Origin of the sequence: Cytobacillus sp. Bac17, assembly GCF_024519925.1 — a bacterium.
GTDB lineage: Bacteria > Bacillota > Bacilli > Bacillales > Cytobacillaceae > Cytobacillus > Cytobacillus pseudoceanisediminis.
In genome coordinates this window covers 23,764-37,996 of record NZ_JALJRC010000039.1, presented here as the reverse complement: position 1 = coordinate 37,996, position 14,233 = coordinate 23,764, and the positions used below count along the sequence as shown (strand labels likewise).

The window sequence follows — 14,233 nt, the reverse complement described above, 5'->3', positions numbered from 1 at the left end:
CGTTCGTCCTGAGCCAGGATCAAACTCTCCATATAAGAGTTGATTAAGCTCATAAGTTGTCTTTTCAAAAAAGACTAAAGAATTAACGTTGACGTTTTTGTTCGTTCAGTTTTCAAAGATCAATCTGCCGCTTGAGGCGACTTAATTAATATATCATTTCTGATAATCAATGTCAACAAGTTTTTTTATCTCATCAAATGATGATGTTCATCTCTTGCTGACTTGAATTAGTATACCAGCTCTTATCTATTAATTGCAAGCACTTTTTAATAGAATCTATATCTTTTTTCAAAAGTAAGGTCTGTTTAATTTGTCTGTTGTATTCAGCATCGAGTCTTAGCAGAGCCAAATAAAAAAGACCGCGGTATGCAGTCATTTTAATACTTCATCAATATATAACTGGCGGTTTTTCTCTAATTGAATTATTTCGCCGGTTTCTACCAGTTTCACAAGCGGTCTCGTAGGTGATTTACCTTCTATAAAAAGTATTTCTGCCGTCTGGCCATCTGAGAGCTTCACCATACTGCCAATGGAAAAGTTCATGATGCCGGAACCCAGAGCTTGAATGGATGGGATGTCATATTTGCCGAAGCTATCCTGAATCAGCATTTCAAGCACTTTAAATGGAGATTGTTTCCGTCTGTAGAGTCTTTGAGAGGTCATGGCATGAAATGCATCCGCTGCGGCAATGATTCTCCCAGCCTGATTGATTTTGCTGCTTTGTTCTCCAAACGGATAGCCGCTGCCATCCAGCCGCTCATGGTGCTGGATAATGCCGATTTTAGTGCTTTCTCTTAATAGAGATATATTCTGAACCATTTTAAAGCTAAGGGTTGAATGCCTTTTTATTTCTTCAAATTCTTCGGAGTTTAATGAAGTGCTTTTATGCAGGATGGATGGGTTTATCTTCGCCATGCCTGCATCTGCCAGGCAGCCTCCCAGGGCAAGCTGGACAATTTCCCCCTTATTCAAACTCAGTTTTTTCCCTATAAAGGCACTGATCATTCCCACGGCTACAGAATGCTGATATAAATAATCTTCATTCGTAGAAAGGTGATGCAGGGAGAAGATTCCGGAGGGGCTTTTCTCCATTTTTTCAATCAGCGGAATCATAATATTTCTTATTTTTGCAATATCCACCGGAAGACCTGATTGCCAGGACACAAATTCTCTTTTGAAGTTTTGAACACCTGTTAAGAATGTATTTAAAAAACCTAATTCATTTGATTCTGTCAGTTCCTCAGCTTCTTCCAAGCTTCCTGCAGAAGCAAAAGGCTTTCCGTTAACCATGGTGGTTTCAACTTCCGCTTCATCAATCAGGAATATTTTCATAATATCCAGCAGTTCCTTCGTCAGCACTGTTTTTTGGCTGATAATAGGGCGATTCGTCAAACTGAAAACATCCTGTGTTAAAATACAGCCCTCTCTTAATTCCTGTATTGGTACTCGCACCATTTCCACACCCCATATGTAATGAGTCTTTTATACTATTTTACATTATTTGGACAAAAAAAAGGAACACAAATCTGTGTTCCTTAAAATTTATTCTTCGCTATTATCTCCATTTACTTCTTCTTCAGGAAGTGAATTGGCATCTTCAAGAGGCTTTGTTAATTCTTCTTCATCTTTTTCCTCTTCTTTTTCAACTTTTGCTACAGTGGATACCGCTTCGTCAGCATCTTCATTTATACGGATGAGTCTGACACCTTGCGTGTTTCTTCCCATAGTGGAAATATCGTTCACTGCCATTCGGATTAGTACGCCGCCTGTTGTAATAAGCATAACGTCTTCTTCTCCTGTGACAGCTTTCATGGAAACGAGGCTTCCGTTCTTATCTGTGATGTTGCAGGTCTTGATTCCTTTACCGCCTCTTCCCTGAACACGGTATTCTCCGGCAGGAGTGCGTTTTCCATAACCGTTTTTGGTTACGATCAGGATCTGGCTGTCATCCTCAAGGACTTCCATCCCAACAACTTCATCACCGGCACTTAAGCTGATTCCTTTAACACCAGTAGCTGTTCTTCCCATTGAACGAACATCTTCTTCTGGGAATCGGATCAGCATGCCATGGCTGGTTCCAATAATGATCTCCTTGCTGCCATCTGTCAGACGCACCGAAATTAATTCATCATCTTCGCGAAGATTCAGGGCAATTAAGCCATTATTACGGATATTGGCAAAGGATGATAATGGTGAACGCTTGGAAATCCCTTGTTTAGTGGTGAAGAACAGGAACCAATCATCGGCAAATTCTTCAACAGGAATAATTGCATTTACCCACTCATCTTTGTCCACTCCAAGAAGGTTAATGATTGGTATTCCTTTCGCAGTACGGCTGAATTCAGGAATTTCATACCCTTTAGCGCGATACACCTTCCCTTTGTTCGTGAAGAAAAGGATGGTATCGTGTGTGGAAGTGGTAATGAGGTGTTCAACAAAGTCATCCTCATTGGTTCCCATTCCCTGGATTCCCCGCCCTCCGCGTTTTTGGGCACGGTAAGTGGAGACAGGAAGACGCTTGATGTATCCCTTATGAGTTAAAGTAAGAACAATATTCTCACGCGGAATTAGATCTTCGTCTTCAATTTGTTCGATGCCGCCGGCAACTATTTCTGTACGGCGTTTATCGTTGAATCTATCTTTTACTTCGGTTAACTCTTCTCGGATAATTTCCAATACTTTTTCTTCATCAGCCAAAATAGCTTTTAATTCGGCAATCAATGCGACAAGGCTTGAATATTCGTCTTCAATCTTTTCGCGCTCTAAGCCAGTCAAACGCTGGAGACGCATATCTAGGATCGCCTGGGCCTGCTTTTCAGAAAGATTGAACTTGGTCATTAAGCCTTCACGTGCGATATCGGTTGTTTGAGAACTGCGGATAAGGTTGATTACTTCATCCAGATGATCAAGGGCAATCCTTAAACCTTCCAAAATGTGTGCACGGGCTTCTGCCTTTTTCAATTCGAATTCTGTTCTGCGGCGGATTACAACCTTTTGGTGATCCAGATAATGCTGCAGACACTGTTTGAGATTCAGAACCTTAGGCTGGCCATCTACAAGCGCAAGCAGGTTTATCCCGAAGCTTGTCTGCAGAGCCGTCTGTTTATAAAGGTTGTTCAGCAGAACATTGGCATTCGCATCTTTACGGACCTCGATCACAATGCGCATACCGTTTCGATCTGATTCATCACGCAGGTCGGTAATGCCATCAATTCGTTTATCCCGAACCAGTTCGGCAATTTTTTCAATCAGTTTAGCTTTATTCACTTGGTAAGGAATTTCATTAACAATGATAACTTCTTTTCCGTTGGACTTCTGCTCAATTTCCACTTTGGCCCTTAATGTAATGGAACCGCGGCCTGTTTCGTAAGCTTTGCGGATGCCGCTCCGTCCAAGAATGAGACCGGCAGTCGGGAAGTCTGGACCTGGAATGATTTCCATGAGTTCCTGAACAGTGAGATCCGGCTCCTGGCTGATGGCAAGGACTCCATCAATTACTTCGCCAAGCTGATGTGGCGGAATATTGGTCGCCATACCAACTGCAATTCCAGACGTTCCGTTTACGAGAAGGTTTGGGAAACGCGCAGGCATAACAACTGGTTCTTTCTCAGCACCATCATAGTTATCCTGGTAATCAATCGTGTCTTTATTAATATCGCGCAAAAGCTCCATAGAGATTTTGGACATGCGTGCCTCAGTATAACGCATCGCAGCTGCAGCGTCACCATCGACAGACCCGAAGTTTCCGTGTCCATCAACAAGCATATAGCGATAGTTGAAATCCTGAGCCATACGCACCATCGTGTCATATACTGCGGAGTCACCGTGCGGGTGATATTTACCGATTACTTCCCCAACGATACGGGCTGATTTTTTAAATGGTTTATCAGAATGCATTCCTAAATCATGCATTGCATATAAGATTCTTCGGTGAACCGGCTTTAAACCATCCCGTACGTCCGGAAGGGCACGTGAAACAATTACACTCATGGCATAGTCCAGGAATGATGAACGCATTTCCTGGCTAATATTAATTTCTTTTACTTGAGAATTCGGTGTATCGGCCATTTAAAGGAACCTCCTTTAAAGAGACGCAGGATGAACTGTCATCCGTTTGTCACTTCGTTTAGCTGAAACCTGTATGGTCTTTCCATACAGCTTCTGCTTTTTTCATAAATTAGACGCACTTGGGGCATTAAATAAAAAGAATAAACGAATTATGTAAAAGCAGGATAGAGAACCTCTATCCTGAAAGAAAGCGAAGGCGCGCTGCCGTGCTTTAGGTTTGCTTTTACAATTAAATATCCAAATTCTTTACATAAACCGCATTTTCTTCGATAAAGTTCCGGCGAGGCTCTACTTTGTCACCCATTAGGATTTCAAACGTTTCGTCAGCTTCGATGGCATCCTCAAGATTTACCTGGAGAAGGGTTCTTGATTCCGGATTCATTGTCGTTTCCCAAAGCTGGCCCGGGTTCATTTCCCCAAGTCCCTTATAACGCTGAATTCCCGGCTTAGGCTGGCTCGGAAGTTCACCAAGAATCTTATCCAGCTCGCGGTCATTATAGGCATATTCAATCTTTTTGCCCTGCTGGATCTTGTAAAGAGGCGGCTGGGCAATATAGATATAGCCAGCTTCAATAATCTGCCTCATATAACGGTAAAAGAACGTTAATAATAACGTGCGGATATGTGCACCATCGACATCTGCATCCGTCATGATGACAATTTTATGATAGCGGGCCCTGGAGATATCAAAATCTTCGCCTATACCGGTTCCGATTGCGGTAATAATCGCACGGACCTCATTATTGGACAGGATTTTATCCAGGCGGGCTTTTTCTACGTTCAGGATCTTTCCTCTTAGGGGAAGGATCGCCTGGAAATGACGGTCACGACCCTGCTTGGCAGATCCGCCCGCAGAGTCACCCTCAACCACATAAAGTTCGCTTATAGAAGGATCTTTAGATGAACAGTCAGCGAGCTTACCAGGCAGGCTGGATACTTCAAGAGCACTCTTTCTTCTTGTAAGCTCCCTTGCTTTTTTGGCGGCCAGTCTTGCTCGTGCTGCCATAAGCCCTTTTTCGACGATTTTTCTGGCTACCGTCGGATTTTCGAGCATGAATTTTTCAAGAGCTTCAGAGAAAATTGTATCGGTTGCTGCACGCACCTCTGAGTTTCCAAGCTTCGTTTTCGTCTGCCCTTCAAACTGAGGATCAGGATGTTTAACGGATACAATAGCCGTTAAGCCTTCACGGACATCTTCACCGGAAAGGTTTGCGTCACTCTCTTTAAAGACGCCGTTCTTGCGTGCATAGTCGTTGATAACCCTTGTTAAGGCTGTCTTAAAGCCGGATTCATGCGTACCGCCTTCATAGGTGTGAATATTATTGGCAAAAGAATAGATATTGCTTGTAAATCCATCATTATACTGGATGGATACTTCAACAGTGATGCCTTCGCGTTCACCATCAATGTAAATAGGCTCTTCATGAAGAACTTCCTTCGTTCTGTTCAAATGCTCAACGTACGATTTAATTCCGCCCTCGTACATATATTCACTTTTCTTGTTTTCTTCACGCTTGTCCTCAATCGTGATCTTTAATCCTCTGTTTAGGAATGCCAATTCACGGATTCGATTTGCAAGTGTTTCATAATCATATTCAAGCGTTTCAGTGAAGATTTCACTGTCCGGCTTAAAATGGATGGTTGTTCCAGTATGATCTGTTTCCCCAATCACTTCCAGATCGGCACTAGGGACTCCGCGCTCAAACTTCTGATAATATTTCTGTCCATCACGATGAACAAATACTTCGAGCACAGTTGAGAGAGCATTAACTACAGAAGCACCAACACCATGCAGACCACCGGAAACCTTATATCCTCCGCCTCCGAATTTACCGCCTGCATGCAGAACCGTCATAATGACTTCTACTGCCGGTCGTCCCATTTTTTCGTGGATTCCGACTGGAATACCGCGTCCGTTATCCACTACCGTAATACTATTATCCTTTTCGATAATCACATTGATTTCAGAACAGTAGCCTGCCAGTGCTTCATCAATACTATTATCGACTATTTCCCAAACAAGATGGTGAAGCCCTTTGGCACTTGTTGAACCGATATACATTCCCGGACGCTTCCGAACTGCTTCCAGACCTTCCAGTACCTGTATCTGATTCTCATCATAGGATTGTTCCTGCACTGCCTTTTGCTCCATTGCCACATCGGTCACCTACACTTTCCATTTCACTAATCTATAAAAAAGCCTGGCTTTAAGATGAGCCAAACTGTAGTTTTCACTGACTTGCCTTTCGTTCCATCAGGGAAGTTCTTCCGGCAGTCCTGCATTTCTTTAAAATTCGTGAACACTTAATTTATGGGATCGTTTTTTTAATGTACCTGAGGATAGCGGAGAAAAATAGATCTTTTCTGTTGTGACAACCACAGATTTATAGGAACCTTTTGCGAGGTTCACTACTGACTCCTCCAGGTCCTCCTTACGTTCTTCCGCATACTCGGAAGCAAGGGCTGTTTCTTTATCAATAATGGCGACAATATCCCTTGCCCGGACCAACACATCTTCACCTATATGGATGTACATGCGATCACCTCACTGAATCTTCTTGATTCTCCCTGCCTCAACACTGAACGCTGCTGCTTCTTTAAGCGTCTGGTGGTCTATTCCATCAACGCTAGTAGTAGTGACAAACGTCTGTACTTTCCCTTGAATGGTATTTAATAAATGAGATTGGCGATAATCATCCAATTCCGAGAGGACGTCATCCAGCAGCAGAATGGGATATTCTCCAATTTCAGAATGGATCAGTTCGATTTCGGCAAGCTTAACCGACAGAGCTGTCGTTCTTTGCTGCCCCTGTGAACCGAATGTTTGCACATCTCGCCCGTTCACATGGAAAATCAGGTCATCGCGATGCGGTCCAAACATGGTGACACCGCGGTCTATTTCCCTGTTTTTCACTTTCGCAAATTTATCCTGGTATACTTTAACCATTTTCGACAAATCTTGTTCTTCTGATACCTCGGCAGAAGGCTTGTACTCAATTTTCAAGGTTTCAAGCCCTCTTGAAATTCCTTCATGAATCGGCTGTGCCCAATTCTCGAGGAGTCTGAGGAACTCGTAACGCTTTGAAACAATCTTTGCAGCCATTTCAATAAATTGCTCTGTTAAAATCTCAAGCATGGTATGGTCGGTCTGCTTTTTGATCTGGAGCATTTTCAGGTAGTGGTTGCGCTGCTGGAGGATTTTCTGATACTGGCTGATATCATGCAAATAGACAGGTGAAACCTGCCCAATCTCCATATCAATAAAACGACGCCTTATTTGAGGGCTCCCTTTCACAAGGTGGAGATCTTCAGGCGCGAACATCACAACATTCATATTGCCGACATACTGGCTTAATTTCTGCTGCTCTATATGATTGCATTTGGCTTTTTTGCCTTTTTTGCTGATGACTAATTGCATGGGCAGGGATCCTTGCCTTTTTTGGACCCTTCCTTCTATTTTAGCATATTCCTGATCCCAGCGAATAAGATCTTTGTCATTTGATGTCCGATGGGACTTTGCCATGGCCAGGACATAGATCGATTCCATGACATTTGTTTTTCCCTGGGCATTCTCTCCCAAAATTACATTCACTTTATTTTCGAAATTAACTTCAAGCTCTTCGTAATTCCGGTAATTTTTTAATAGCAACTGCTCTATATGCATAGACGCTACATCCTTTTAGATAATAAGAAAAGCGGAGGCGCCTTGCCCACCCACGACAAGCACAAGACGAGCCTCCCAAAAAGGCGTTCTTTGCCTTTTTGGGAGGATTGGCTTGTGACCTCGAGGGGGTAGGCGCCGGAGCTAGACAGTTATCGAAGTTCAAAATTATAAACTTTTTAATTAATTTACTTAGCGGGCTAGACGATCGTAAATTCACCCACATCCGGAATTTCGATTTTATCCCCGGTTCTTAGCTTTCTTCCCCGTCTTTGATCCTGTTCCCCATTGACGAAGACTTCGTATTCACTCAGGAACCATTTGGCCATCCCGCCTGTTTGAATAACATCAGCGGCTTTTAAAAATTGGCCCAGCGTAATATATTCTGTATCAATTTGAATTTCCGTCATATTTTCACTCTTTTCCATTGTCCGACTTAAAGTGCTGCAGTGATTTCTGCACTTTGGCAAAACAATTTCAGAATGGTATCTAATATTCTATTTTACTAAATAAATCACAGATACACAAAGAAAACTCGCCTGCAGCTGGTTATTTTCATTATTCCCCTGCAATTGGCCAATATTCTTGCAGACAGGGGGACAGTTTTAGATATCTGCTTCACCAAAAAAAGTAAGCCGCCGGCACAACCGGCAGCTTTTTTTCTTAATACGTCCTTACTGGCAGGATCAATTGCAGTATTGATTCATCGTTTAAAGGTTTGATGATAAATGGTCTCATAGCGCCGGTGAAGCTGATTGTAATTTCAGAGCCTTCAAGTGCTTTTAGGGCATCCATCATGAATTTCGCGCTAAAGGAGATTTTTAATTCTTCGCCTTCTATGGATTTGCTCTGTACTTCTTCGACAACTTTTCCAATTTCAGGAGTGTTGGATGAAATTTCGATTACACCGCCATCAATTGTTGATAGTTTGACCACATTGTTTCGGCCTTCTTTCGCCAATAAAGATGCACGGTCAATAGCCTGCAGGAACTCCTTTGTATTGACGATAACATCTGTTTTGCTGTCTGAAGGGATCAATCTGGATGTATCCGGGTAATTTCCTTCCAGCAGCCTTGAGAAGAACAGCAGATGTTCGGCCTTAAAGAGAACCTGGTTTTCGGTAATAACGATATCGATTAAATCATTGTTGTCATCAAGAATTTTGCTTAACTCACTTAAGCTTTTTCCTGGAATGACTACATTGTAGCTTTCGCTGGCATTTGTTTCGATTTGAGCTTTTCTTAGGGCTAGCCTGTGACTATCTGTTGCAATACAGGTTAATGTCCCGTTTTCCACCTTCCAGTTTACACCTGTCAAGATAGGGCGTGTTTCTGAGGTGGACACTGCGAATACCGTTTGGCGAACCATTGCTTTTAATAAGTCTGTAGGAATTTTAAACACATTCTCTTCCTCGATTTGAGGCAGATGAGGATATTCCTCAGCATCCAGACCATTAAGATTGAATTCGGATTTACCTGAACGGATGACTGTCTGCAAATGGTTTTCAACGCTGATCTCTACAGTGTCAGTCGGTAGCTTCTTAACGATTTCGCTGAAGAACTTCGCTTGGAGCACAATAGCACCAGCCTGTTTGATCTCGACGATTTCATCTCCGGCTTCTTCTTTAGGTATAAAAGATTCGATTGAAATATCAGAGTCGCTTCCCGTTAATGTGACCCCTTCTTCAGATGCAACGATTTTAATTCCCGTTAAGATGGGAATAGTCGTTCTGCTTGTTACAGCTTTCATAACATCCTGGACGCTTTGGACCAAACGGTCGCGCTGGATAATAAATCTCATTTTTTAAATCCTCCAAGCATATTTTAATGGCGTATTGAATATATATATATTTTTTATAAAAAAATAGTAGAAGTACTAGTAGGGCCTGTTAGTATGTGGATAACTGCATTTTTTGAAAGGAAACACAGCCTATCCACATGTGGACAGACTGTGTGTAAGTTTGGTCAAGTTATACACATTATACCTTGAGCATTTCATTGATTTCTTTCAGCTGCTTCTCAAATTGTGAATCTGCCTGAAGCATCTTTGAAATTTTTTCATGGGCATGAATGACGGTCGTGTGGTCCCTTCCGCCAAATTCCTCCCCTATTTTTGGAAGAGAAAAGTCGGTTAATTCCCTTGAGAGATACATGGCAATCTGACGGGGGAATGCAACAGACTTTGTTCGTTTCTTCGCCTTAAAGTCCTCAAGCTTTACGTTAAAGTGTTCCCCAACTACCCTTTGAATTTCATGGATCGTAATGACCTTCGGTTTGGAGCTTGGAATAATATCCTTTAATGCTTCTGCCGCAAGATCTGCATTAATATCTTTATTTATTAAAGAGGAATAAGCTACTACACGAATCAGAGCGCCCTCAAGCTCACGGATGTTGGAATCAATCTGATTGGCAATGTACAGCATAACCTCATTAGGAATATCAAGTCCCTCCGCTTTGGCCTTTTTGCGGAGAATCGCGATTCGCGTTTCCAGGTCCGGCGGAGTTATATCTGTAATAAGGCCCCATTCAAATCTGGAGCGAAGCCTGTCTTCCAATGTCGGAATTTCTTTTGGAGGACGGTCACTTGAGATGATGATCTGCTTGCTTTCTTCATGCAATGTATTAAAAGTATGGAAAAATTCTTCCTGCGTCTGTTCTTTTCCAGCCAAAAACTGAATATCATCGATAAGAAGAACATCCACATTTCGATATTTATCGCGGAAATCACCCGCTTTGTTATCTCGGATCGAGTTAATGAATTCATTTGTAAATTTCTCGGAAGATAAGTATACGACTTTAGCTGATGGATTATGATCTAATACATAATGGCCGATTGCATGCATAAGGTGAGTTTTTCCGAGTCCAACTCCCCCGTAAATAAATAAAGGATTGTATGCCTTGGCCGGTGCCTCGGCTACAGCAAGTGAAGCTGCGTGGGCGAAGCGGTTTCCGGACCCGATGACAAACGTGTCGAATGTATACTTCGGATTCAGCATCGTTAATGGCAGTTCAGGCTGTTCTTCCTCCGGCTTTTTCTTTTTTGGCGGAAGAGGAAGATCGACTTCTTCTTCACTTTGATTTTGCGGAATGATGAATTTTACTCCTAATTCTTCACCGGTAATGTCATAAAGAATTCCGGAGATCAGCTGGGAATAACGCTCTTCAAGCCAGTCACGGGCAAACTCATTCGGGGCCTTAACGATTAAAGTGTCTCCCTGCAGAGAATGCGCTTTTGTCGATTTTAGCCATGTATCAAAACTTGGTTTGCTGATTTTCTTCTCAATATTGGCCAGAGCATTATTCCAAAGATCCGCAATGTTTTCCAATGATATCCCTCCTTTTCCATCTATATTTGGGAATTTAGATTACTGTCCAGCTCCGGTGCCTTTTGAAGGCCCCCCTCGCTTTTCTTTGTTTCGAGCCACAAAAACGATAGGTTATACACGCTGTATAACCCTGAAGTTTATAAATATACGAAACTGTTTATGTGGAAAAATATATAATAAGGAAGTAAAGTGGAATTTCGACAGTATCCACTGTCTGTGGACAAACTTTTACAAACCCCTTGGATAACCTGTCCACATGTTATCCACAATCTGTGGATAATGAAGATATGCACAATGATTTATTAAGTGTTAAAACACAATTATGATAACAGATAATGCTTTTGTCTGCAATGCTTTTTAAACCTTTATCCACAACATGCCATCCCTGTTCATAAAAATTGTCCACAGCCTCTGGTTGTGTGAAAAACTTGTCAATATGTGATGTGGATAATAAAAATGCTGTCGAAATTTTATCCACAGACCTGTTTTTAGAGAAGATCCAATTCAAAGGGACTTCGGAATATCAGATGGAGAGATGCCATTTTTTCATGGCCAGATCGTCTGGCGACCGGAGGAACTTGCAGTCTCAAAAAGTAACTTTTACTATGAACTAATGAGAAAAACGTGGAAAAATGAAATTTAAGGATGACATTCATGCGAAAAGAAGGTAAACTTTCTGAGTGGGTTCTTTCAGATTTGTAAAAAAGAAAAAGAGCAGCTAAGAGAGAAGCCAGGTTCATACTCCAATTTTTTTGCCATTGAAGGCAGATTGACTTATATGCATAGTTGACAATTTTCTAGTTACATCTATATAATTAGAAAGACTGTCTTTAACAGCAATTCCTCAGGGAGGTGTCATATATGAAAAGAACTTATCAACCAAACAAGCGTAAAAGAAGCAAGGTTCATGGTTTCCGCAGCCGCATGAGCTCTCCGAACGGACGTAACGTTCTAGCTCGCCGCCGCCGCAAAGGAAGAAAAGTATTATCTGCTTAGGCCACTGAAACGTCAGTGGTCTTTTTTTCCATGTAAAGATAAATGTTCAAGGCGCTCTGCGCTTTTTTGAAAAGGTGATGACATGAAAAAAGAGTTCCGTGTAAAAAAAAATAAAGAATTTCAAGAGGCCTTTAAAAAGGGAAAGTCATTCGCCAACCGTCAATTTGTCGTTTACATCTTGAGAAAAGAGGAGCAGAATCATTTCCGCATCGGCCTTTCTGTCAGTAAAAAAATCGGCAATGCCGTTATGAGGAACCAGATCAAAAGGTATATCCGCCAGGCATTCTTAGAACTGGAGGAGGAAATAAAGCCGCAATATGATCTGATTGTCATTGCGAGGAAACCGGTGGCAGAAATGGATTTCCATGAAGTGAAAAAGAGTCTGATCCATGTATTGAAGGTTTCGCGGGTTTTGAATAAACCGAGACTTGGAAATACTAAAAATCAATAATCTTTATCTATCTTTATTTTGAAGCACTTCATTTTAAAAGATGTTAAAATAAGATACATATGAGCTTGTGCCCTATGACCGGGGACAAGCAAATGAAATCCATACTATTATCAGGAGCAATTAAGGAGGAAAAAACGGTTGAAGAAACGAATATTCCTATTAATCGGTTTAGTGTTTGTGATGGCCCTTTTATCGGGCTGTACAGAAATCAACCAGCCGATTACGTCTGAAAGCGAAGGCTTTTGGAACGAGTATATTGTCTACCCGCTTTCGCTGTTTATTATTAAGGTAGCAGAATTTGCAGGCGGCAGCTATGGACTATCGATCATTATTGTGACGATCATTATCCGTCTGGTCATCCTGCCATTAATGATTAAACAAACGAGAAGTTCAAAAGCGATGCAGGCGATTCAGCCAGAAATGCAGAAGCTTCGTGAAAAATACAGCTCTAAAGACCAGAAAACCCAGCAGAAGCTGCAGCAGGAAACAATGGCTTTATTCCAAAAACACGGCGTTAATCCGCTTGCCGGATGTTTCCCGTTAGTGATTCAAATGCCGATCCTGATCGGTTTCTACCATGCCATTACACGTACGCGCGAAATTGCAAACCATAATTTCCTTTGGTTTGACCTTGGTTCTCCAGATCCAATTTACTTATTGCCTTTAATTGCAGGTGTGACAACGTTCATTCAGCAGAAAATGATGATGGCCGGCACTCAGCAAACTGGGCAAATGGCTGCACAAATGAAAATGATGCTTTACCTTATGCCGATTATGATCGTTATTTTTGCCATTAACTTCCCGGCAGCTCTTTCTTTATACTGGGTAGTGGGTAATATCTTCATGATCGTTCAAACGTATTTCATTAAAGGTCCGGACCTGAAAGCCGCAGCGGCCGGAAATGCAGGAGGAGCCAAAAAGTGAAACAAGTAACTGCTACAGGACATACCGTCAAGGAAGCAGTAGAGTCAGCTTTAGCTCAATTAAACACAACAGAAGACCGCATAGAGATTACTATTGTTGATGAAGGTAAAAAAGGCATTTTCGGGATTTTCGGATCCCGGCCGGCAGTGGTGAAAGCTGTGAAAAAGCCTGATCCGATTGAGGAAGCCGAAAAATTCCTCAAAGACGTCAGCGGGAAAATGGGCGTGTCCATTGAAATTGAAACATTAAGGGACGGAAAAAATGTTCAATTTATCCTATCCGGTGAGAAGATTGCCCTTTTAATCGGAAAAAGAGGACAAACGCTTAATTCCCTCCAGTATTTGACACAGCTGGTCATTAACCGATATGCCGAGCAATACTTAAATGTGGTGCTCGATGCAGAGGATTACCGAAAAAGACGCCAGGATACCCTGATTCAACTGGCTGAAAGGCTTGCTCAAAAAGCTTTGAAGACGGGAAAAGAAATTGCGCTGGAACCTATGCCTTCATATGAACGCAAAGTGATCCATACCGCCCTCGTAAATAATAAGCGAATCAAGACATATTCTGATGGCAATGACCCGCATCGGCATATCGTCATTGCACCAGCCAGAACAAGATAGCAGGAAAAGCGGAAACGCAGTTATCGACGTTCAAAATATAAAAAATTTCTTATTTTGCAAAATCCCAATCCATTTACGGATTGGGATTTTTTTGTCGCACTTTGTCATCTCCCTGCAAATTATTAAATCTCAATTGGTTTTATTGTTATTCACATGTGGATAAGTTAAAATAGAGCATATTAATT

Annotated in this window: 12 protein-coding genes; 4 read left to right on the top strand and 8 right to left on the bottom strand. The window is 41.9% G+C overall.

Going from position 1 to position 14,233, the window contains the following annotated elements:
- Positions 1-372: 372 nt before the first annotated feature.
- From NR125_RS25960 to dnaA, 8 genes are all read right to left on the bottom strand, one after another.
- Entirely contained in the window at positions 373-1,455 is a 1,083-nt protein-coding gene (locus NR125_RS25960; RefSeq protein WP_019382468.1) for an HD-GYP domain-containing protein, read from the bottom strand.
- An 87-nt stretch (positions 1,456-1,542) separates the two neighbouring features.
- Positions 1,543-4,068 (bottom strand): DNA gyrase subunit A, encoded by a 2,526-nt coding sequence (gene gyrA / locus NR125_RS25955; RefSeq protein ID WP_256816432.1) that lies wholly within the window; start codon positions 4,066-4,068, stop codon positions 1,543-1,545.
- 229 nt (positions 4,069-4,297) lie between these two features.
- Positions 4,298-6,220, bottom strand: coding sequence for a DNA topoisomerase (ATP-hydrolyzing) subunit B (gene gyrB / locus NR125_RS25950; protein ID WP_019382469.1), 1,923 nt, complete (start codon positions 6,218-6,220; stop codon positions 4,298-4,300).
- Between the two features lie 135 nt (positions 6,221-6,355).
- The gene (gene remB, locus NR125_RS25945; RefSeq protein WP_009332494.1) at positions 6,356-6,604 is read right to left on the bottom strand and encodes an extracellular matrix regulator RemB; all 249 of its coding nucleotides are present in this window, start codon (positions 6,602-6,604) and stop codon (positions 6,356-6,358) included.
- A gap of 9 nt (positions 6,605-6,613) precedes the next feature.
- Positions 6,614-7,732: a DNA replication/repair protein RecF gene (gene recF, locus NR125_RS25940; protein WP_019382470.1), complete on the bottom strand. Its 1,119-nt coding sequence runs from the start codon at positions 7,730-7,732 to the stop codon at positions 6,614-6,616.
- Between the two features lie 197 nt (positions 7,733-7,929).
- Positions 7,930-8,139, bottom strand: coding sequence for a S4 domain-containing protein YaaA (gene yaaA / locus NR125_RS25935; protein WP_019382471.1), 210 nt, complete (start codon positions 8,137-8,139; stop codon positions 7,930-7,932).
- Positions 8,140-8,392: 253 nt separating this feature from the next.
- Complete coding sequence (dnaN, locus tag NR125_RS25930; protein ID WP_009332491.1) at positions 8,393-9,529, bottom strand: DNA polymerase III subunit beta; 1,137 nt, start codon at positions 9,527-9,529, stop codon at positions 8,393-8,395.
- 178 nt (positions 9,530-9,707) lie between these two features.
- Entirely contained in the window at positions 9,708-11,054 is a 1,347-nt protein-coding gene (gene dnaA, locus NR125_RS25925; RefSeq protein WP_009332490.1) for a chromosomal replication initiator protein DnaA, read from the bottom strand.
- A gap of 861 nt (positions 11,055-11,915) precedes the next feature.
- Between dnaA and rpmH the strand changes: the two genes are divergently transcribed.
- From rpmH to jag, 4 genes are all read left to right on the top strand, one after another.
- The gene (gene rpmH, locus NR125_RS25920) at positions 11,916-12,050 is read left to right on the top strand and encodes a 50S ribosomal protein L34 (RefSeq protein WP_019382473.1); all 135 of its coding nucleotides are present in this window, start codon (positions 11,916-11,918) and stop codon (positions 12,048-12,050) included.
- An 82-nt stretch (positions 12,051-12,132) separates the two neighbouring features.
- Positions 12,133-12,501 carry a ribonuclease P protein component gene (rnpA, locus tag NR125_RS25915; protein WP_019382474.1) on the top strand — a complete coding sequence of 123 codons (369 nt, stop codon included), beginning with the start codon at positions 12,133-12,135 and terminating at the stop codon, positions 12,499-12,501.
- Positions 12,502-12,639: 138 nt separating this feature from the next.
- Positions 12,640-13,425 (top strand): YidC family membrane integrase SpoIIIJ, encoded by a 786-nt coding sequence (spoIIIJ, locus tag NR125_RS25910; protein WP_019382475.1) that lies wholly within the window; start codon positions 12,640-12,642, stop codon positions 13,423-13,425.
- Positions 13,422-14,048: an RNA-binding cell elongation regulator Jag/EloR gene (gene jag / locus NR125_RS25905; protein WP_009332487.1), complete on the top strand. Its 627-nt coding sequence runs from the start codon at positions 13,422-13,424 to the stop codon at positions 14,046-14,048. The genes spoIIIJ and jag overlap by 4 nt, the downstream gene beginning before the upstream one ends.
- Positions 14,049-14,233 lie beyond the last annotated feature (185 nt).

Coding starts and splice junctions, on each gene's coding strand:
- NR125_RS25960 (WP_019382468.1), bottom strand. CDS start 1,455: ATGGTGCGAGTACCAATACAGGAATTAAGAGAGGGCTGTATTTTAACA.
- gyrA (WP_256816432.1), bottom strand. CDS start 4,068: ATGGCCGATACACCGAATTCTCAAGTAAAAGAAATTAATATTAGCCAG.
- gyrB (WP_019382469.1), bottom strand. CDS start 6,220: ATGGAGCAAAAGGCAGTGCAGGAACAATCCTATGATGAGAATCAGATA.
- remB (WP_009332494.1), bottom strand. CDS start 6,604: ATGTACATCCATATAGGTGAAGATGTGTTGGTCCGGGCAAGGGATATT.
- recF (WP_019382470.1), bottom strand. CDS start 7,732: ATGCATATAGAGCAGTTGCTATTAAAAAATTACCGGAATTACGAAGAG.
- yaaA (WP_019382471.1), bottom strand. CDS start 8,139: ATGACGGAAATTCAAATTGATACAGAATATATTACGCTGGGCCAATTT.
- dnaN (WP_009332491.1), bottom strand. CDS start 9,529: ATGAGATTTATTATCCAGCGCGACCGTTTGGTCCAAAGCGTCCAGGAT.
- rpmH (WP_019382473.1), top strand. CDS start 11,916: ATGAAAAGAACTTATCAACCAAACAAGCGTAAAAGAAGCAAGGTTCAT.
- rnpA (WP_019382474.1), top strand. CDS start 12,133: ATGAAAAAAGAGTTCCGTGTAAAAAAAAATAAAGAATTTCAAGAGGCC.